At 36.0% G+C, this 20,137-nt stretch carries 20 protein-coding genes; 5 read left to right on the top strand and 15 right to left on the bottom strand.

The features are described 5' to 3' along the window. Positions 1–243 precede the first annotated feature (243 nt). The 4 genes from CLV62_RS14670 to CLV62_RS14645 all read right to left on the bottom strand — a co-directional run bounded on the left by CLV62_RS14670 (position 244) and on the right by CLV62_RS14645 (position 6,156). Entirely contained in the window at positions 244–1,773 is a 1,530-nt protein-coding gene (locus tag CLV62_RS14670) for a RagB/SusD family nutrient uptake outer membrane protein (RefSeq protein ID WP_110311527.1), read from the bottom strand. Positions 1,774–1,798: 25 nt separating this feature from the next. Beyond that, positions 1,799–2,689: a SusC/RagA family TonB-linked outer membrane protein gene (locus CLV62_RS14665; protein ID WP_221409249.1), complete on the bottom strand. Its 891-nt coding sequence runs from the start codon at positions 2,687–2,689 to the stop codon at positions 1,799–1,801. A 229-nt stretch (positions 2,690–2,918) separates the two neighbouring features. Continuing rightward, positions 2,919–4,517, bottom strand: a complete 1,599-nt coding sequence (locus CLV62_RS14650; RefSeq protein ID WP_110311526.1) for an ATP-binding cassette domain-containing protein — start codon at positions 4,515–4,517, stop codon at positions 2,919–2,921. Next, positions 4,510–6,156, bottom strand: a complete 1,647-nt coding sequence (locus tag CLV62_RS14645) for an ATP-binding cassette domain-containing protein (protein ID WP_110311525.1) — start codon at positions 6,154–6,156, stop codon at positions 4,510–4,512. The genes CLV62_RS14650 and CLV62_RS14645 overlap by 8 nt, the downstream gene beginning before the upstream one ends. A 294-nt stretch (positions 6,157–6,450) precedes the next feature. Here CLV62_RS14645 and CLV62_RS21950 point away from each other — a divergent pair, with 294 nt between their 5' ends. The 3 genes from CLV62_RS21950 (at position 6,451) to CLV62_RS21555 (ending at position 7,118) form a co-directional block, all read left to right on the top strand. Next, complete coding sequence (locus CLV62_RS21950) at positions 6,451–6,597, top strand: hypothetical protein (RefSeq protein WP_221409248.1); 147 nt, start codon at positions 6,451–6,453, stop codon at positions 6,595–6,597. 174 nt (positions 6,598–6,771) lie between these two features. Further along, complete coding sequence (locus CLV62_RS21730; RefSeq protein WP_170120065.1) at positions 6,772–6,942, top strand: hypothetical protein; 171 nt, start codon at positions 6,772–6,774, stop codon at positions 6,940–6,942. Then, positions 6,933–7,118 (top strand): hypothetical protein, encoded by a 186-nt coding sequence (locus CLV62_RS21555; RefSeq protein WP_146212760.1) that lies wholly within the window; start codon positions 6,933–6,935, stop codon positions 7,116–7,118. Before CLV62_RS21730 ends, CLV62_RS21555 begins: the two co-directional genes overlap by 10 nt. 104 nt (positions 7,119–7,222) lie before the next feature. Here CLV62_RS21555 and CLV62_RS14635 read toward each other — a convergent pair whose 3' ends face one another. From CLV62_RS14635 to CLV62_RS14625, 3 genes are all read right to left on the bottom strand, one after another. Further along, on the bottom strand, positions 7,223–8,359 hold the full coding sequence (locus CLV62_RS14635; protein WP_110311524.1) for an acyltransferase family protein: 1,137 nt from the start codon (positions 8,357–8,359) through the stop codon (positions 7,223–7,225). 795 nt (positions 8,360–9,154) lie between these two features. Then, the gene (locus CLV62_RS14630; protein WP_146212759.1) at positions 9,155–10,138 is read right to left on the bottom strand and encodes a hypothetical protein; all 984 of its coding nucleotides are present in this window, start codon (positions 10,136–10,138) and stop codon (positions 9,155–9,157) included. A gap of 4 nt (positions 10,139–10,142) precedes the next feature. Continuing rightward, complete coding sequence (locus tag CLV62_RS14625; protein ID WP_110311522.1) at positions 10,143–11,060, bottom strand: HEPN domain-containing protein; 918 nt, start codon at positions 11,058–11,060, stop codon at positions 10,143–10,145. Positions 11,061–11,469: 409 nt separating this feature from the next. Between CLV62_RS14625 and CLV62_RS14620 the strand changes: the two genes are divergently transcribed. Next, complete coding sequence (locus tag CLV62_RS14620) at positions 11,470–12,045, top strand: DUF4256 domain-containing protein (RefSeq protein ID WP_110311521.1); 576 nt, start codon at positions 11,470–11,472, stop codon at positions 12,043–12,045. A 203-nt stretch (positions 12,046–12,248) separates the two neighbouring features. Here the strand turns inward: CLV62_RS14620 and CLV62_RS14615 are convergent, their stop codons facing one another. Continuing rightward, entirely contained in the window at positions 12,249–12,911 is a 663-nt protein-coding gene (locus CLV62_RS14615) for a helix-turn-helix domain-containing protein (RefSeq protein ID WP_110311520.1), read from the bottom strand. Between the two features lie 257 nt (positions 12,912–13,168). Between CLV62_RS14615 and CLV62_RS14610 the strand changes: the two genes are divergently transcribed. After that, positions 13,169–13,492: a hypothetical protein gene (locus tag CLV62_RS14610; RefSeq protein ID WP_110311519.1), complete on the top strand. Its 324-nt coding sequence runs from the start codon at positions 13,169–13,171 to the stop codon at positions 13,490–13,492. Positions 13,493–13,569: 77 nt separating this feature from the next. On the opposite strand, the gene CLV62_RS14605 is transcribed toward CLV62_RS14610, so the two are convergent. From CLV62_RS14605 to CLV62_RS14580, 7 genes are all read right to left on the bottom strand, one after another. After that, the gene (locus CLV62_RS14605) at positions 13,570–13,833 is read right to left on the bottom strand and encodes a hypothetical protein (protein WP_110311518.1); all 264 of its coding nucleotides are present in this window, start codon (positions 13,831–13,833) and stop codon (positions 13,570–13,572) included. Next, positions 13,830–13,985, bottom strand: a complete 156-nt coding sequence (locus tag CLV62_RS21725) for a hypothetical protein (RefSeq protein ID WP_170120064.1) — start codon at positions 13,983–13,985, stop codon at positions 13,830–13,832. The genes CLV62_RS14605 and CLV62_RS21725 overlap by 4 nt, the downstream gene beginning before the upstream one ends. 137 nt (positions 13,986–14,122) lie before the next feature. After that, a complete protein-coding gene (locus CLV62_RS14600; RefSeq protein WP_110311517.1) occupies positions 14,123–14,575 on the bottom strand; it encodes a helix-turn-helix domain-containing protein in 453 nt (150 codons plus the stop codon). An 829-nt stretch (positions 14,576–15,404) separates the two neighbouring features. After that, positions 15,405–18,284: a carbohydrate binding domain-containing protein gene (locus CLV62_RS14595; protein WP_110311516.1), complete on the bottom strand. Its 2,880-nt coding sequence runs from the start codon at positions 18,282–18,284 to the stop codon at positions 15,405–15,407. A gap of 49 nt (positions 18,285–18,333) precedes the next feature. Continuing rightward, complete coding sequence (locus CLV62_RS14590) at positions 18,334–18,768, bottom strand: hypothetical protein (protein ID WP_110311515.1); 435 nt, start codon at positions 18,766–18,768, stop codon at positions 18,334–18,336. Between the two features lie 65 nt (positions 18,769–18,833). Continuing rightward, complete coding sequence (locus CLV62_RS14585; protein WP_110311514.1) at positions 18,834–19,034, bottom strand: hypothetical protein; 201 nt, start codon at positions 19,032–19,034, stop codon at positions 18,834–18,836. A gap of 151 nt (positions 19,035–19,185) precedes the next feature. Further along, complete coding sequence (locus CLV62_RS14580) at positions 19,186–19,662, bottom strand: hypothetical protein (RefSeq protein ID WP_110311513.1); 477 nt, start codon at positions 19,660–19,662, stop codon at positions 19,186–19,188. Positions 19,663–20,137: the final 475 nt, after the last annotated feature.

Here is a 20,137-nt window from a genome sequence, read left to right as displayed (position 1 = left end):
GGATATAAGAATCAAGGGTTTAGACCAATTAAAAAGCGTTGGGTCATTGAGCCTACTTTTGCATGGTTTGATTATAACAGAAGGTTATGCCGAAACTATGAAACAACTTTTGACTCTGCCGAAGAAATGGTCAAAATTGCATCTATAAAATTATTGTTGAATAAAATTTAAACAGACTCTTATATTTTATTGAAAAAATAGTATGGCAGAGACTTAACAGTTCCCCTCCATACTATTCCTATTTTAGTAACCTTCGTTTTGCCACATTTTTTCAGGGTCTAATTTCCATTCATCAAAAGGAATAGGGTAGTAATAATCTTTTTTGCCAAAATTGGCTAGACTGGATACTCCATAATCATCCTGAGATTTTGCTCTGAAATATTGAACTAATTCGTCACTGTTAAAGAACCTCAGCAAATCGAACCATCTTTGATTTTCAAATGCCAATTCTACTCTGCGTTCGTGTAGAATTGCAAGTTTAAGTGTGGGGTATTTCGATTTATATAAAGCATCGTTTTGCATTTCCTGATAAGTGGGTATGCCGGCTCTTTCTCTTACCTCATTAAGATAAGAAGTTGCCTGAGCCTCGTTTCCTAGATACATATTCACCTCAGCAAGCATCAATATAACATCGGCATATCGCATCAAAATCCAGTCGTTTCCACCATGACCAAGCGTTCCGGCGGCATCGCTTGTGTCTCTGAATTTGGTAATAAACCATGATTTTGCATTCGCATTATCTGCATATTTTACAGAGAAACTCTTTCTAACATCAGCTTCTTCATATTCTTTAACTAAGTCGGGTTTTACAAAAGTTCCTCCGCCTTTAGTCTTTTTCTGCGAATTGATAGTTTCACCTTCTGCCTGACTATTTGCCGCTATGGACGAAGAGTAATCTTTGTCTCCTTGCTTGTAAACTATCTGAAAAATTATTTCGGGGCAAGTACTTTTCTTTTTTACATCAAATACATCTCCGTAAGGAATCTCTTTAAGTAACCCGAATGTTCGCATTGTATAGCAGTCCGAAAGGTACTTATTGGCATTTTGCAAATTCTCCTGTTTATTAGACTCAAATCGAGTAGCCATTGTCAGATACACCTGACCGAGCAATCCATTAATCGCAGCTTTGCTTGTATGTCCTTTACCTGCTTCATTTTGTATATTCGGTAATTTACTATCCAAAGCATCTGTGAGATCCGCTATTATTTGAGCATAAACAAGTTCTTGTTTTTCTCTGTATGTATTTTTTTTGACATCCTGATAGGTTTCAAAATAGGTTGTAGCTAAAGGCACATCTCCCCATTTGCGTACCAATTGAAAGTAGACTAATGCTCTTAAGAATTTCGCCTCTGCAATGTATTTCTTCTTGTTATCCGCATTTTCTATTTTAGCCTGATCTATGTAAGTAAGCAGATAATTGGCTCTTGAAACAGCGTCATAAAGTGCTACATAGTGTTTCTTTAAATATGAATTGCTTGGCAGTAACGAAAAATCATTAAACTGAAACGGTTCGCCGGCATTCGATTGATTATCATTTCTTCCAGTATTGTCCGAACGTTCTTCAGTATAAAGGGTGCTTGATTCGCCGAGGCAATCGTTATGTCTGATAGCAAGGTACACTCCGGCAAGGGCTTTGCTTACATCGTTTTCCGTTTTAAGGTAGTTACCCGATGCAGTTGAGTTAGGGTCTTCTTCATTGAGAAAATCACTACACGAGGAAAAGAGTGTTAATAAGCTCAATAGAACGAATGAATATATATAATTGATTTTCATTTTAATATCGCTTTAGAATGTTTGATTAAAAAGTAACTTGAACTCCGAAGTTATACGATTTTGCCAACGGGTATTTTCCATAATCTACACCGGGAGTCAAATTAGCTCCGTTGTTGTAATCTACATCGGGATTGTATCCCAAATAGTTGGTTATCGTAAACAGGTTGTTTGCAGAAGCATAAAGGCGTAGGTTAGCAATGTTGTTTCGGGTTATTTTAGCTATCGAAGGAAATGCATAACCGACTGTAATATTTGTACATCGCAGATACGATCCGTCTTGAAGATAAAATGTAGAAAGGCGCGTACTATTACTTTGAGTAGATCCTCTGGCTGCCCTATAAATTTCACCGTTACCCGGATTTTGAGCATTTCTATATCTGTCGTTTACAACTGAGTACTGATTGCCGGAACCTTCCATATTGAAAATGTAATAATCCTGTCCATCCAGAATTTCATTTCCTACCGAACCGTTAAAGGCTGTTCTGATATCCCATGTTTTGTATCTGGCACTAAGCATGAATCCGAATGTAAAATCGGGATGGGGCGATCCTATGATGGCTTTGTCTTCGTCATTTACAACACCGTCGTTATTCGTATCTTCAAAATAAAGATCGCCGGGTGCTAATTTTGTTGTAGATGCCGTAGAACGGGCAGGTCCTTGTAGCTTATATCCTTCGGGGAAGGATTGAGTAGCAGCATTGTAGAACTTATCATCCTTGGCAATATTTGCCATATCTGCTTCTGTAACCATACCTTTTACTTTAAATCCATAAAACATACCTATGGGTTGCCCTTCCATTGTTATATGCGTTTTGTATGATCTTTCCGCTCCATTGGTAATAATAGTGCTGGCACCCCCCATATCAATAACCTTATGTGAAAGGTATAGGCGAAAATGGTGTTGTAAATATGCCATCTGATAATAAAGTGTTTGATCATCAGGGTGAGCGTAAGGTTTCTTCAATTATATATGTAAATTAAGACTAATCGAAGAAGCAGTAGATTTGGCAAAAGCTAATCCCATCTTTAAGATCTGTGGAAGTGTCGAAGTAAGAGAAGTGATAAAAGTCAATCCCTAAACTACCGCACCTGTGAAGGTATGAAAATCAGCCATGAAAGCAAGCAGTGCATAATAAAGCTAAGGCTTAAATTCTCACCACTTTATCCACAACATATTCAAAATCTTTCAGGTGAGTAGCCATCAGAATCGTAATTTCCGGGTATTTATGCTTAATATTTTGGAAGATAGCAATCGCATTTTCGGAACTGATGCCCGCTGTAGGCTCATCAACTACTAATAGCTGTGGCTTTTTGAGTAAGGCTTGTGCTAGTAGTAACTTTTTTCGTTGTCCGCCGCTTAATGTTTCTCCATTTTCACCTAACCAACTAGCTAAACCATCGGGGAGTGATAAACGCCAGCTTGCCAAATCAACTGTTTCCAAGGCTTGTTCAATAGCTTCGTCGGGATAACCTTCGAAGTTTTCACGTAATGTTCCGGTAAGTAAATAAGCTTTTTGAGTAACGTAAATACATTCAGGAACAGGTAAATGAGACAATTCCGCATTGTGGTTCCAGGTCAATGAGCCGCTTAGGCGATATTCGGGATAAAAAAGACTATTCAATAATGTGGTTTTCCCTTTTCCTGTTTCCCCGAAGAGTGCAATCAATTCTCCTTTTTTTATCTCTAAAGAGACTTCATTGGTGTGCACGGATGTTTCGGGGATGTTTGCACTCAGATTCTTTATACTCAAATTTTCTAGAGAAGAGTGAACTTGTACTGTTTCAACAGGTTGTTCTCCTTGTCGAATAATCGTATCAATATCTTTAATCTGATGTGCAACCGAACTTTTTTCCGATTTTCCTGAAAAAAGCATTTCTGATAATTCAGCTTGAGCCATGATACCGAAGAAAATTCCGATTGCCATTGAGGCATCAATTCCGTAATTTCCAGAATCCCAAAGAAGAAATGCAGCAATATAACTAAACCCGAGTCCGGCAATGAGTTGCAGCCAGAAAGAATTGGTTTGCAGCTTATTTTCCAATTGTTCAAGTTGTAACAATCTTTGTTCATATTGCAAGATGGCTTTTTCCTCCAGATTGTATTTTGAGATTTCTATTCGACCTCTGAAACTTTGGATGAGTGCCTGATTATTTTCTTCGCGTTGTATTTTCAGCTCTTTATAGAGTTTTCTATTTTTCTGAAAAATTAATTGGGGAATAAAAAATAACAGGATAGCAGATGAAATCAAAAATTCTAGAGCTATAACTTGCGAAAAAAACAGAAGAAAGAAAAAATAGATGCTGAGCGAAATTATCAGTGTGGTAAATGGCAAAAGCCACAAAAGAATGTGGTTCAATATTTGGTCGATACCATGCGTGCTGTTTTCTAACAATGCCGAATTGCTGTTGGCTTGCTTTTTGAAATAGGAAAATTTAGCTACCGATTGAAATATTTTCAATTGTAAAACTTGCTGAGCTTCTAATGTCGTTTTGTGGTTTTCCAAGCGCTCGAAATATCGGGTTACTGTACGCAGTAGAGCTAGTAAACGAATAATGGCAGATGGAATTAAATACGAAAACGTAATACTTGCTGTAATGAATGCTATGCTGCACATAGCCAAGAACCATCCTGAAATAGCCGGAAGGGCAATAAAGGCGACTGTCCAAAGTAGTAATAGAAAAAAACCTCGCAGCCATTTGCTTGTTAAGGGCTGTAATATATGTTTTACTATAAATTTATTCATATTTCATTTGTTCCCCCCAGTTTAAATTCACGATTGTATCTGCAACGGTATCGAACATTTTCTCGTGCGAAGCAATGATAACCAACCTGTTTTCAGCCAGTTTCATAATTTGCGGGAGAATAATTTCGACAGTATCCGCATCTAGATTTGCTGTAGGCTCGTCTAAAATTGCTATAGGTTTCGGATATAACATCATTCGTGCAAGTGTAACTAATTGTTTTTCGCCACCTGAAAGCTGTTTACCGTTGTGGCTTAACTCGGTTAGCCAACCATTTTCTTTTTTATTAAGTATTTTATCCAGAAAATCGGGATATTGGTCGCGTCTATCGGTCTCCTTCTTAAGGAAAATATTGTAGTGTAATGTTCCGTCGAAGATAAAAGGAAACTGATTCATATACGATGAGTTTACTTTCAGCCATTGGTGTGACCACGCACTGTCTTTTCCGTTTATCGAAACTGTACCATCTTGTGGAAACAAGCTTCCGGTAATGATTTTTAGCAAGGTGGATTTCCCCGAACCCGAAATACCTTTAACTAAGACCAATCCTTTAGCAGGTAGACTTAAACTGATATTGTGCAAGACTTTCACCGGCGAATCGGGATAAGCAAAGTTCAAGTTGTTGATTTCAAGAGAGCTAAACACTTCATTCGTATCGGCTAAAGTTGCATCAATCTCTTCGTTAAGTATTGGCATAACTAATTTTGCTGATGCCAAGGCTCTGTTTCGATCGTGATAAGCACTCACGAATTTTCGCAAATAAAAGAAAAAATAAGGAGAAAGAGTCAGTAAAAAGAGTGCAGTACGAAAATCGTAACTATTCCCATAATTGGGACCTGTCATAATTCCAAGCAGGCTCATTCCTAAATAAATAGCGATGGCAGCAATACAAATCGTAACAAACAGTTCCAGTACTGCCGATGACAGAATCGCAACTTGCATTACGTTAGTAGTTGCTTTATTTAGTGCCTTACTCTTTTCGGACAAAAATCGATATTGTGGTTTAAAATTGTCTAGATTAACAATTTCGGCGATAGTCTGAAGACGGTTGTAGAAAACTGCCGAGTATTTCATGAAAAGATTGATATGCTTTTTGTGAAGCGCTTCGGCTCCTACGCCAATAACGATCATTTGAAAAGGAATAACCAACAACGAAATAAGCAGCAACATACCAACCCACTTTTCGATCCAAAAACTTACGACCAATAACAATCCGCTAACCAAAAACGATGCCATGGAATATGGTATAAAAAAAGCGAAATAGGGTTTGAAGTCGTCACTTACTCTGGTAACGAATAGGGTGCTCGATACTGAGTCTAATTTGTTGTTGTTAAGCAATATTGGAAAAAGTTTCTTTTTGATTTTAGAAACAATGATATTCCCTGCTTTGTAGTTGAACAGCGAAGCAAAATGGGCAAGAATGTATCTGCCTGTAAGAAATACCGATGCATACAGTAATGCGTTAGGCAAAATCAAACCGTTGTTGAGCCACGAAGCTGCGAATTCAGACAAGTACCAGCAAAAAATGACAAAACACCCCGCACTTAAAATCGTTAAGACCGAAGCTGAGATATATGCGCCTTTCGCTTTAGCTAACTTTTTATTCAGCCATCGAGAAGCGCTTTCTTGATTTGAACTCATTAATTCTATGTAATTTTAATTTCTATTGTATTCTGTTTTATTTCCAACATAATTGTTTACATAAAGATACAATCATTTTTGCGATTGTATCTTTCTTTATTTCACTATTTGTAGTGATTTTGTATGTCAAATAAGGCATAGAAGTGCTTCACGATAGGTAATCCTAATTCAAGTAAGCTAATTTTGTGATATTTCAGAGAGGTATGAATGATAGAATTATTCTATTTCTTATTTAGGAGTACCATTATGTGTATTCTTAACTTCGGTAATCAATTGTATCTATAGAGGCAGGATTTGGCGACTGCATACAGCGACCTGCAAAGCATCTACAAAGAAACAGAAATCGGTAATACCATTGGGCGACAAGCAAGTGAAGATTTGTTTCTCAAAAAATCCCAAAGAGAACTTTCGCTACTGAATGAAACTGCTGAACAGCGTTAGCTGAATTTATTTATCGAACAACCACAATTGATAAAAGAAATTCCTCTAAAATATATTGCTTCATATATTGGCATTACCCCACAAGCATTGAGCAGAATACGCAAACGCATTTCTTAACTTGAGTTCATTGTTTCAGGCAGCAAAGCAGCTTACCTTTGCTACAAAATAATATAGATGAAACCTTTAATAGTATTGCTTCTGGCATTTACGATTTCGTTTTTTAGTACCAAATTTTTTCGTTGCAATTATGACTTTGCTTTGTCAGGAAGAATAGCAATGTCTGTAATGCTTGTGTTTACGGCAATAGCTCATTTTGTGTTTACTAAAGTAAAGGTATGGCTATGATGTTGCCGGATTTTATTCCATGCAAAACAGAAGTCGTTTATTTAACAGGAATTATAGAGATTGTTGCTGCTATCGGGCTTCTTATTCCGGATTTCCGGATAATAGTTGCATGGTTGTTAATTGCATTTATCCTCACGGACAGAAGTTGTATGACAGTAGGCAATACCTGCTTCTAAATGGTATCTTGAGATTTCGTTTTCTGAACAAGCATTCACCAAGTAATTTTCGTTGCTTAATGCTATCTCTTATTTTGGTAAAAGGAAATTCTGATTATTCAAATTTAACCTTTTCTTTTCAAAAATCTTTTTGTCAAATATTTACGAATAGGTTCATCATAAAGTTTCAAGCAGGCATAAGCCAACAAGATACTTCCTATAACCAAAGCTACAGCTCCCGGTAAAGACTCGCTAAATGTGAGGTTTTCGTTTTTAACCCATGCAAAATACACATAAATAAAAGGATAATGTACCATGTATAAAGGATAGGATATATCACCTAAAAATTTACATATACGAATTGTATATTTATCTGTGGTTTTGCCCGAAGCTCCTAAAAAAACAATAAGCGGAAAGAATACGGCGAAACATAACGTGTCATACAAACCATTCATCCAAAAATGCTCTTCTCCTCCTATACGGGGTACAGACAAGAGAACGATTATCAACAAGCTGCACAACCAAAAAGATCCCTTTATATGAATTGGCTTGAAGATACGGGATATAAGTAAACCTGCTGAAAAAGAGAAAAGCAAGCGGAGAAAACCTCCTGTAAATTCTGTACCTGTCAATTGAAATCCGGCACAGATATCCCCGTAAGGTCCGAAGATGGCGAATGTTGCTAAACCGCATCCCGCTGCAATAACTAATGCAGTGAGCGCTTTAGTCGAAAATTTGCGAATAAACAGTACATACAGGAGATTCCCTATATATTCGAAGAATAACGACCATGTAGGACCATTTAATGGATACATTTCTCCCACACCTCTAACCTCTACACCCGGAGTGACGGGGATCATCATGGAATTAAGTAATGTTGCAACTAAAAGAGAACCTATCGTAACTAGTGAGACATCCCATACCGAGCATCCCTGAAGATAAAACATGCAAGCACCTATGACAGCTCCAATTACAACCATCGGTTGGAGGCGTATGATTCTTCGTTTGATGAAATCTTTCGTTTTCATGGTTTGCCAGCGGTCATCATAAGCATACCCTATAACAAACCCCGATAATATAAAGAAAAAATCCACAGCCAGATAACCATGGTTTATTCTTTGATCCAAATGGCTTGTTGCGAAAGCTTCAAATAGATGAAAACAAACTACTATAATAGCAGCTATTCCACGCAATCCGTCAAGAATATTATAATGTGGTTTCGTATCTGCAAAGGCAGCAGATGAAATTTGTTTTTCTGACATGAAAATTATGTATTGATTGTCCGGTTTATTGTTAAATTTCTAGAATTAACTTATCTGTATTTTTTAATCTTTCTCACATAGAATTATAAATTCCGCAACAAGCAAGTAAATGAAAGTTGTTTATACTATACTTTCGAATTGTAACAGGTTATTGCTGTCGTATTTACTAAAGGAATAAAAAGGTTTTCGACCTTACTGTAAGTTAATCAAGTCAAAGATAATAAATAATTTTAGAAAGGAGAATTTCTCTATCTCCGCATCAGATCGACCACATCACGCTTCTAATAAGGTGACATTCGTTACTAAAGTTCCAAAAAGTAATCAATAAGGTGACAAAAGTGGCTATTGAGTGTTACTTTTTCGTGTTTTGTAATCATCTGTTTGTCAGCGATAAATGATTAGAAAGGTGACAAAAGTAACAAAAGTAACATTTTTCTGCTGCCTTATTTCTTTTATTCATTCTTGTTACTTTATTAATTGTATTAAGGTCTCATGTATACACCCTTTCGATAGAAGAGGGGTGGGGTGAGGTCTTAATAATCCTTACGTGGATAGATAAAATAATTCGATTCCAGCTTAAGATTGTAAATAGAATGTCTGTTGTTTTTCATCAATCATTTTGATGCGTTTGCCCTATTTTATAATCATTTTCGGATAAATAAACAGGATGATATGGCCTTATTCCTTAAAATCGTTTTTGCTAATAATCTTAAAGATGTCGATACAGATACTATAAGAAAGAAACTTACTTTCAGTGAAGGAAAATGAAGATTAAAACTAATAGAAAATTTACCATTAATCATCTAGCATCTCGTAATAGAAATTTCCATTCTCAGGGATTTGTAGAATTTCTCGATTTGCCATTTCATTGGTAGCTTGGGTATAAATAAAATGATACCACCAAATAAAAAACTCTTCAAAAGTTATTTCATCAGAATAACTCAATTCTTTATATACATTTTCGCTATATAATCTATGCTTTTCTAATACAAACAATAACTCGGGTAAAAAAGAATCTGCCATTTCAGAAAATATCTTATCATCATGTTTCGAAATTTTATAAAAAAAAGTTGGCTTAACATTAGTATTCCGATTGTTTCCGTATACAGCTACTGTACGACCATCTTTAGATCTCATCTGATTACCATATATACCAAATGACTCTTTGCTTGCATCTGTGTTTTCCATTATTGCTTGATAATAATTTTTACCATGCCTATAAGGTCTTTCAGTCTGTTTTAAAAAATCCTTTTCCGTATTGTCTATTTGCCAGCTATCTAACAAAACATCACTGAGTATTAAGAATGACCATTCCTCAAAAGTTTGGGATTTTGAAATATCAGTTGTCGAAAATTGTTCTTTAATTTTCGGCAAATTTTCTTTTATTACACCTACAATGTCTTTTGATATTGGAGTTGCATATTTGTATAGTGTTTCCCCATCTTTATCTGATGCTATGAAGATCGTAGGTTTGTATTGACCTTCAATTGTATGTAACCAATTTTTAGATATTAGGAATGAGGTTATTTTGCTAATTTTATCATTGTCGAAATTTGTCTTTTCTTTGAAAGAATCTATCGAAATACTTTTATGTAAACTAAATAGTAGAAAATCAACACTATCTCTTTTAATAGAAAAATCGGGAAAATTATCGCCTTTTGATATCATACTATATTCGAATTTTTTAGCAAAAATTTCGTCAATATCCTGCTTTTGCTGAGCTTTATTATTTTGAATTATAAATAAAGAAACAATAAGAATAATAATGTTCTTCTTCATTTTGTTATTTTTTTTTAGTGAAAAAATAGTCATTCCCTATCTCCCCATACTCCTTAATCTTCACCTCGCAAATTCGCTTTGTTATATCCCTTAACGATTCGACTTTAGGAACAAGAGCATCAATATCCTCTTTGGTAACTACAAAATCGGGATCGTAGCGACCATTCACATAAGCCGTTTTGATAAGCTCGAAAAGCCGTTTTTCTTCAGGTGTGTCTTGTGGAAAGACTTTTATAAACTCGCTGGAATATTTCTTTACCGAATTTAATAGTTTGAATAAATTATGTTGCTTTGGGTTTTCTAATGTAAAGACTAAACGGATTGCATAAATATAGCTCTCACAGGCTTGATGTAAAAGAAAAGATGCTTTTTTATATTTGTTCAAATCAAAAGCCGTCATTTTAGCTATTTGAAGGAAATCGTTAGCACTCTCAAACTTATCATCAAAATATTCCTGAGCTTGTTGTTTTATTTCTTCAAAGTTAAGCTTGCGCCTTCTTGCCAGTTTGTGTTTCTCGCTATCATATAATATAACACCCTCTTGTTTTATTTGGGTGTAAAAATATCTTCCCTCTTTCAGATACTTATTCAACTTTTTCATATCATCGCTGATAAACTGAACGGGCGGTTGCCTGTCGGGGTCTTTCGCCCTGTCATAATACATATCTTCCACATTGCTGAGGGCTCTGATTGCAACTCCATCCGAAATTCCACTCGTTACCACCAATATGTCATAGTCACTTACATAGAACTGTATTCTGCCGAATTCATACTTTTCGTCATACGCCACATAATCATTTCGGGCATAACTACCAAAGAGGATTATCATTTCGGTCTGCTTAATCCGTGTCAGGATAGATTCAACTATATAATGCAAATCTCGCTGATTGGTTGATGGTAGATATGATATTGACTTTTTCATTCAAACGGTTTGTATTTAAACTCGCAGAGTTGTTTATTATCTAAGCAAGTGTAAGTGGTTGATCTATTTATGTCCTGATAATGTATCATTAAATGCTTTCAGTTACCTATGGTGCAACACAAAAAGGTCTGCGACCTTAAAGATAGGTAAAAAAGGAAAATCGGGATTGATTTGGGGGTGGTTAATTTAATATTTGTATCAACGTCCTGTGGATTTTAAACACAAGGAATACGAAGTTTAGTCATAAAGTATCTTTACAGTGCTTTTTTATCAACTATTCGGAAGAAAAATTAAACAGGCTCTTAATAACAGGCTTTATTGAACTATTTCCAAAGATAATAGGTTCTATAAATTAGATACCGCAATAATAAGTTGGATATATCTATGTACCCGAAATAAAAATAAAAATATGAGCAACAATATAAGCAATACAAAGAGGTTGTCACAAGAACAACAGCACGAACTATTCGAAACACTCCAAGCTCGTTTTGAAAAAAACAAGAACCGTCATAAAGGTATTGACTGGATTAAAGTACAGGCAAAGCTAGAAAGCAACATCGAAAAACTGTGGTCGCTAAATGAAATGGAGAGAACGGGTGGAGAACCCGATATCGTTGACTATGATAAAAAGGCAGATCAATATATTTTCTATGATTGTTCACCCGAAAGCCCTACAGGACGCAGAAACACTTGTTACGACAGGGAAGGGCTCGAATCAAGAAAAGAATTTAAACCGGAGAATAATGCTGTTGACATGGCAGCGGCTATAGGTATTGAGCTATTAACAGAAGAGCAATATAGGGAATTACAGAAGCTTGGAAATTTCGATCTCAAAACATCGAGCTGGCTAAAGACGCCCGCAGCTATTAGAAAGCTTGGAGGTGCCCTTTTTGCCGACCGCCGCTACGACACTGTCTTCGTATATCATAACGGTGCACAGTCGTACTATGCAGTAAGAGGATTCCGTGGTTTACTGAGGGTTTGAGTCTTACACATATACGATAGGTACAGAAACGAGAAAAGCGACAAAAAGAAGAAATCTTCAATTTGTCGCTCTCAGTGCGGATGAAGGGACTCGAACCCCCACGTCTCTCGACACCAGATCCTAAGTCTGGTGATATATGCTTTAAATCAGACCTTTACGAAAAAGTTCTAAACTATTTCTAAACAAGGTTTAAATATGTCGGTTTACAAAGTCGTTACCCTCTGGACGACTTTAAATATTTTTCTAACGTCTGCTAAATTCAAAGTTTGTTCTGAAACCTTAGCTGACGGATTAAGATAATTACATACTATCTCATTGGACTTTTTATTATGATCGGTTAGTTGAGTAAATATGAGCTTATCCGATAGAACAATAATCCAAATAGTATAAACTTCATACTCTTTATTAAATTCCTCCATTTTCACTTCCTTTCCAATCGCAATATCTAAAAAACTTAAACTATGTTTTTTATTATTTTCCATAGCCTTAGTATTAACCTGAAAAGCTATGTAAAAGCCTCTCGGATATTCATTAAGGTAGAAATCAAAAAATCTATTTCCGTTTTCTAAAGACTGAATGTAATTTTCGTAATAATCTATTTTGATGTACGGAGCGGAAATTTTATACTCACTTACGTCTGTTTTCTGAAACCTGTTACAAAAACCAGCCGTTATAAAATCTATTAGTTTTTTTCTTAGTTGTGGTCTTATATTAATCTCCCCATCTCTATTTTCCCAAGTCGATACAGTTTGACGTGAACTACCTAAGTATAAAGCAAGTTCATCCTGTGTCATTTCGGCAGCCTCCCTAGCTTCCTTTACTATATCGCCAGTAAGGGCAAAATTAATTTCCGTTTGTTCACTCATTTTAGCAAAATTGTAGTTCACACATCCAGTCTTAAATTCATTAACAAAGTTTAAGACAATATTTTATCAAATTTACTTGTTACTTGTCATAAAAATATAAAACTTTGTAAAGTTGTCGGGTTTATTTGATGTTTACTTTACATCTTAAAGTTGTTATAAACCCACTTAACTTGTCACAAATATAATATATTTTGACAAATAATACCTACAATTCTAAGATTATTAATGTATTTATATGATTTTGCATTAGAAAATGAATGATAATATCGGAAATGATACAGATGTCTGTGGATTTAGTATCTAAATCGCTCGCCGAAAATAATCCTTACGATATTGACGACTGTATTTCTGGCTTTCGCTTCATTGTAGAATTTAAAGGAAATGAAGATAATGTCGGAATTTTAACCGCCGATGTTTTAGATTCAGACTGGCTATTAAACATTGAAGCAAGCCAATTGCTTCGGAATGAAGTACAGATACTTCTAAATACCCGAAATACAGAATACAGATACTTACTCAATCAGGCAAATGAGATACAGAGAGACAGATTAGAAGAAATAGGAATAAATATAGGTCTTTGACATGCTGAAAAACTAATTCCCTGCTACGGCAGCTTTCGCATTGGGTTGCGGAGTGGATTAGACAAGTGAAACTACTATTATGCACTAAAACTGAAAAATACATACCAGCTTGTATTCTTATTCCTGCGGAAACTGGCATAGAATAAATCTTTACCGTATTTTGAAAAATATTCGGGAGCCGCTTTTTTCCGTTTCTTTGAAATCGTGTCTCTGATTTCCAAAACTAATTCACGTACATATTGCGTTGCAGATTCCTTAAACCCGAAATATTCCTTTTCATAAAGAATTTCGATAAGTTCAACCAGATAATCTTCAACGTCTCTATGAAACTGAACGGTCATTTCTTATCGAATAGTGCTTCAACTCGTGGTATAACTCTTTCTAGCAATTCCTCTGCTGTAAGAAATTCCTTTTCGGGGCTTACTTTGGTAGCAAACTCTTTTCTAGGCTTATATATCCGTGCCTCTTTCGAGGGTATTCCTATTGCTTTCATAACTGTAATCTTATATGATACAAATATAAATATAAAACAATTACTCTAATACTCTGTTTATGAATATTCCGAAAATTAACGAATTGTTATCTATTTTTGCACTCTTATAAATCTTATTCATTCAAATAGAAAAAAAATTACTTTTTCAACGATTCTTCCAACAGTTTACGCAGATATAATATTTCTGCGTCTTTAGCTTGAACCTCTCTTATCCGCAAATCTTTTTCCTCCTGCAATATTGTTTTATACAGTTCTATTATTTCAGGAGAAATATTATTTATAGTTTGATTTATGCCTGAATAACTATTTGCAGAATCATTATTTGTATTATTACTATTTATAACACTATTGGCATTCATTGCCTTATCAATATCAAAATCCCTTAATTCAGATATAGGGCATTCTAAGACTTCGGCAATTTTCTCTAATGTTTCATCTTCAATAGTTTCCTGACTTTCCAACATTGACACTTGCCCCTGAAACATACCCAATTTTTCACCGAGTGCGTCTTGTGACATATGTCTCCTTTTACGTTTTATCATCACATTAAATCCGTGATGTGGTTTTGTACCGATTACATCTGTTTCCATACATTAAGACTATTTATTATCAACGTTTAACACGAAATTAGTACAAATTACTTTATAAATATAATCAAATTGCCCTAAAATGAAATAAGAAGTTACTTTTTTTGAAAATTACAAATTTATAAAATGCTTATAATGAGCCATTATATTTATAATGCCAAAATTATTTTTATAATTATTCTTAAGTGATATATTTGTGTCTCACTTAAGAATGAGATAATTTTTTCATAAAGTTTGTGTTATAAGAAGGATAGGCTGGGGGTTGTGTTCCCGGCTTAATAAGCACAAGGAATATATTAAGTTTTGTAGACCCCTATTAACCCTTTAATGATATCAACCTTGTGCTTATGTTTTTTTAATACTGCTAACTTAAAAAATGACCTGATAAAATTTTAGTCTATGATTAACTCCATTTCAAAAGATACAATAATTTCAAAACTGAATCAATTAAAATCTTTGCCTTGTATAGAGCAAGTATGTAAGGGACTGGCGAAAGCAGAAAATAATATTTGTACTATACCTTTATTATCAACAAATAAGGAAAACCTTTAAACATACCATAAAGTTAATATCAAATTATATTTAAACAAACCAATTATTAACCATCTGCACTATGCCAAGTTTCTCTCTGAGCAGATAAGCAAATCAATTAATTTAGTAAATATCAATCAAAGACTTTAAAAACCCTTCGTGTTGCAAGTATATGGAGAGCCATAATTCAAGCACCCTTACCTATTTATTACTTTATTATTTTTTGTATATCATTTATAAGAGAGAGCGAGGGAGGATAACATTAACGGGTTATCCTTCTTTTTTTATCACACTAGCCGAATCAAGTCCAGTTCAAAGTAGACACGATCATAAAGTTAAAATCCGAATCATTGGGAGTTTCATCATCGCCTGTATAAACCTCAAAATAAGATGTTGCCTTAGTAGTTACATTGGCATAACGCCCGTGAATAGTACCGCCACTTTCACATGTAATAAAAACAATATAATTATCCACACTTGAAAACGGATTTTGAAATGTAAGTTTATACCTACCTTCCGAAACACGGGTAATACTTGAAATCGGGTCAGGCGTAGTCTGCTTCGTAATCCTTCCACCTCGCACCATTCCTATATTATATACATTTAACCCGAACCCTGATTGATTATAAGAATTAGTGTTGAATCGGTTTAGAATTATCCACCCGTAGAAAACAGCCCCTTCACCATATCCGATTAATTCGACCCCTTCGTGTTTTTGAATGGTTAGTGCTGTCTTTTTAACTCCGTTCTCAAAAAAATACATACCGCTAGGTGCAGAAGCCGATATATTACCTGCGGGCGTTTTACTCTCAAATTTCTCATTAATGATTGTCGCTCTGAACCCATTGTATGCAGTTGTAAAAGGCACTACAAATGCAATAGTCCAACTCAGTGAATCGCCCGTAATCACGATATTATTGTTGTCTTGAAGCCCATAAGTGGAAAATTCCACCCCACTGCCTGAATTTAGCCTGTATGTTCCGTTCCTGAATGGTGTCAGTAAGCCACCCCTCAGAAATGCCGTACCGTTTTTTCCGTCTAGGAACAAATTAGGCAGATTGTCTGTCTTAGCTATTGATTCAAACCGATCACCGTTCACCGTAAATCCCCCGAACTGTGCCGTCTCTGCCTGAATAGCTTTAGTGATGGTTGTACCTTTCAACTCGATTGTTTTACTTGCAAGCGTTATCTTATTGTCGGTTAATGTCAGGGTCGAGCCGACAATCTGGGGGATATCTTCGGGTGCTGGCGACCAAGCCGACGATTTAGTCCCTTCCTCATATTGCAAGTTTGCCAGATAGAATGTTCCGGCACTTCCCGAATAAAAACACACACTACCACTGCTAGTCCATACGCCTTGCGTCTCAAAACGCTGCCATGCCGTAGTTACAGCACATGACTTTGAACCCGTACCGCCTTCATGCGAAATAGTTACATTCATAGTGGCTGACGCTTTCATATAACCCGAAATAACATAGTTCTTTCCCGAAGTCCGCCTTGTAGCCGGATTCTGATATATCCCCTGACTTGCAGCCGTTGCTACTATTTTCGCTACCTTTCCGTATATAGTATCGCTTTCAATTGTCCTCGTACCACCGTTAGAACTCCAATTCGTAAAATCATTACTGAAATTCGAGTTCAAAAGCAAATTCCGACCTCCAATCTGTATTTTATTGACTTCTAGTGCTATTTGGTCTGCTGTTTGGTTTATCTTCGACCAGAGTGTCTCGCCTGTACCTACCGAACCTATTCCCGTCTTAGTTACTAAGTTCGTGATCGAAGCATCGGTAATCGTTTGCTTTGCCTGAGATACATATACATTGATCTGCTGCCAAGTGCTGCCATTCCAACGATATGAATAGTAGCAACCATCTGTAACACTTATCTTATACCAAAGATCACCCGTCTTAAAACCGCTTGTCGGAGCTAGGGGTGTAGTATCTGAATAATACGTCTGGTTTTTAGTATTTGCCGTAGTATTCGCTGCATTCGCTGTCGTTTGGGCATTGTTGGCTGCTGATTGTGCCGTATCTGCTAAACTTTTATAATCAATTTCGGCTTGGGTCATGTCGTAAACGGTAGCTAAACCCAGATACCACTTAACAGGGGCGGCGGCTGTCCCTGCCGTTCCATTGAGGGCGTAGAAATTGGTACTGCTGAAAGTTCCGCTACTGCCCGATTGTACGATATTAATATATTCCTCATACTTACCTGTTCCGATTGTCGGAGTTATCCAACGCTGATAACCACCTGTTCCTGTTACATTAGAATGATATGAAATGCTGTAATTGAGAGGTAGTTTTGCGATTATCCGTGTAATAAACTTAGCATTTGCCCGTGTCGTTGTACCCCAGAAGAAACCGCCCAGATACGGAGAAGCCGCACCTGTATTTGATATTTCCACGCAATAGGCTGACGTAGTAGGGCAATCTGCTTGCTTGGCTATCCGTTGCATTGTAGTGACACCGTTTGCTGCATTATTATAAACGGCAATACCATTCATCCCGGTTGAAAAATCAATATCACGATACAATATCTTACCACCCTGATACGATCTTCCTTCGGCAAAGTTCTTAGCTTCATTAGCTGCCGTATCGTCCGTATATTTGGTTGTGTTTATCCAGTCGGCATCTACAAAAGCACCCGAAAGCCGTGTATTCTGGCTCTGTTTGATTATTCCTTCATAAGTGACCCAAAGATCATTTTTAGCATAGGGAACTGTCGGTCTATCGGTTGCAGCACTAGTATAGGACTTATACACGGCATTTTTACCCTCAATCTTAGAAACAGTAGAAGCTATCTCTCCAGCCTGTACCGTTAGCTTTGATTCCGCAGTAGTGACACGTCCGTTCAGGGAATTAAAGTCGGTTTGACTTGCTTTTAAAGCGATTTTATCATCCAGAACTTTGAAAGAAGTATCTATCAGAGTAGCTGTTTTGACCTGTAATATTTCTATGATCGAAGGTTCTGAACCATCCAGACGGTGAACCATCGGATTAAAGAAAAACTGGTTAACCGTGCTATCAGCACTATAATATAGGTACGATCTGAAACTTACAGCCTTATTATCAGCCGTGAACTTGAAATCAGTTCCGCTAAAAACTTTCCTACCCGACATGTCGTAAACTCCGCTTATACCGCTTTGTGTCGTAACAGCATAAGGGTGAATAATACCTACCATAAGAAACCATTCTGCATTAGCCAGATTTGTAGCATTCCAGAAATAAGGATTACCGTTCGCTGTTATTTGACTTGTCGGCTTCCAGTACCGTATTCATATAAAACTCTAACGCTTTGGGAAAATTTGCATTTTCATCATAAAACTGTGCGGCGTAATAATTAGCAATAGCCGATTCATCCGGCTTTCCTTTCATATAAAAATATCTTTGAGCCACAAGAATCAGGCTATCTTTTGTAATATCCTTTCCAGCTTCGTATTTAGCACCAATATAAGTTACTATATACTGCATATAATCGTTTTTATCCATATTTTCAGGATTACGGATAGAATCAAGCAACCCCATAGCCACATCAGGTTTACTTACAGCTAAACTATTTTGAGCCTTCTGTAATAATTCTTGTGAATTGTCTTTTTTACAGGAAAATAAGGATAATGCGATCAGCAGAAAGAAAAAATAATATTTAAGTAACTTAGGTAGTTTCATACGATAAAAGTTTAATGTGTCAAAAAAGAACGGTTGCAGAAAAACTGAAACCGTTTTGTATTGAGTTATTTAACAGAAGAATCTATTAAATCGTTTTCCTTCGTGTCAATTTTGTGTATTAATGTATCTTTTAAAATCAAAGACATATAAGCCCCTTCTTTACCTCCATCCCCTGCACCGATTCCCTGATCCATTTCATCTTTTTGACAGGACGTAAATAAAAATGCAGTAAGGCTAATTGCAATCAGTATTGTTTTAGTTTTCATTATTATATAATTGTGCGTTAAAGGTTAATTCAGTCTATCGAGAACAAATTACACAAATAAAAAAAAATGAATTTGAATAATCGCACCAGATTGAGGCTTTAATATTTTAGATGGAAATTTTGAGGAATTAGTTATTAAAAAAGGAGAAAAACTATCCCCTTACTAACACATCACCGCTAATCGTAACCCTACCGCCTTTCTTATACACAAAGCACCGTGAACCCGATTCATTTTCGACTACAACATGAGCGTTATCATAGACACGTATAAATGCGATTGCACCATCACGGATTATTATTTTCACTATCGAATCATGTCGAACATGAATATCTCTTGAAACATAGTTGTTTAAAACTATTTCGCCGCTACAACTCCCGTTAAGGATGGCGATTTTAGGATTTAAAAGATTGACATTAGAATCCACAAACACCCCTTTACCTTCGGCGATCTTCCCGAAGTTCTTTTTGATAAATTCATTGGAAGGGTAATTATTAAGGATGCAGAAGTCAAGACCTTTAATATACTTATCCACCAATTCTTCTAACGAAGGCGTTCCCCAATCATTAGTCCAATCACTACACAGATCATACTTTATAGCTTCTGTTTTCAATATTTCAGATACATTCATACGGGTTATATTTATTATAAAACAAACTCTATATATACAGCGAACCCTTCTCCACCATAACTAGTAAGGGAAGGTTAAAAAAAGAAGGAAAATAACCAGAATCGCCAACTTAGAGCCAAAATTTAGCCGTCAGTCAACCTATTTTCCAATTTTTTCAGAGGGTAACACATACAATCTCCATATTGCCTTTATGTATTTGCTTTCGCCTCATGGTGTCGCCTGTTGTTGGTTCGTGGTACAGAGCAGGACTATTCATAAAGGTGTTACAACTCGGTGGTGATTACTTAAGAGTAATCTCGTTCTAATGTTTAACTCCCCAGAACTAGGTATAAGAAGGGTGTTAAAAAAACGGCAGCCGTCCGTTTCACAAGTTCCGACTGCCTGAAATGAATTTATTAATTCTATAAAATGAAGAAAATAATATAAATTTAAGGATTAGAAAATAGTTTTCAAAACATTTAATAATCTAATTTAC

The organism is Indolivaga alginatilytica, from assembly GCF_003201355.1.
Lineage (GTDB): Bacteria > Bacteroidota > Bacteroidia > Bacteroidales > Dysgonomonadaceae > Dysgonomonas_A > Dysgonomonas_A alginatilytica.
The sequence above is the reverse complement of the archived record's forward strand: the minus strand, read 5'-3'. Positions and strand labels throughout refer to the sequence as shown.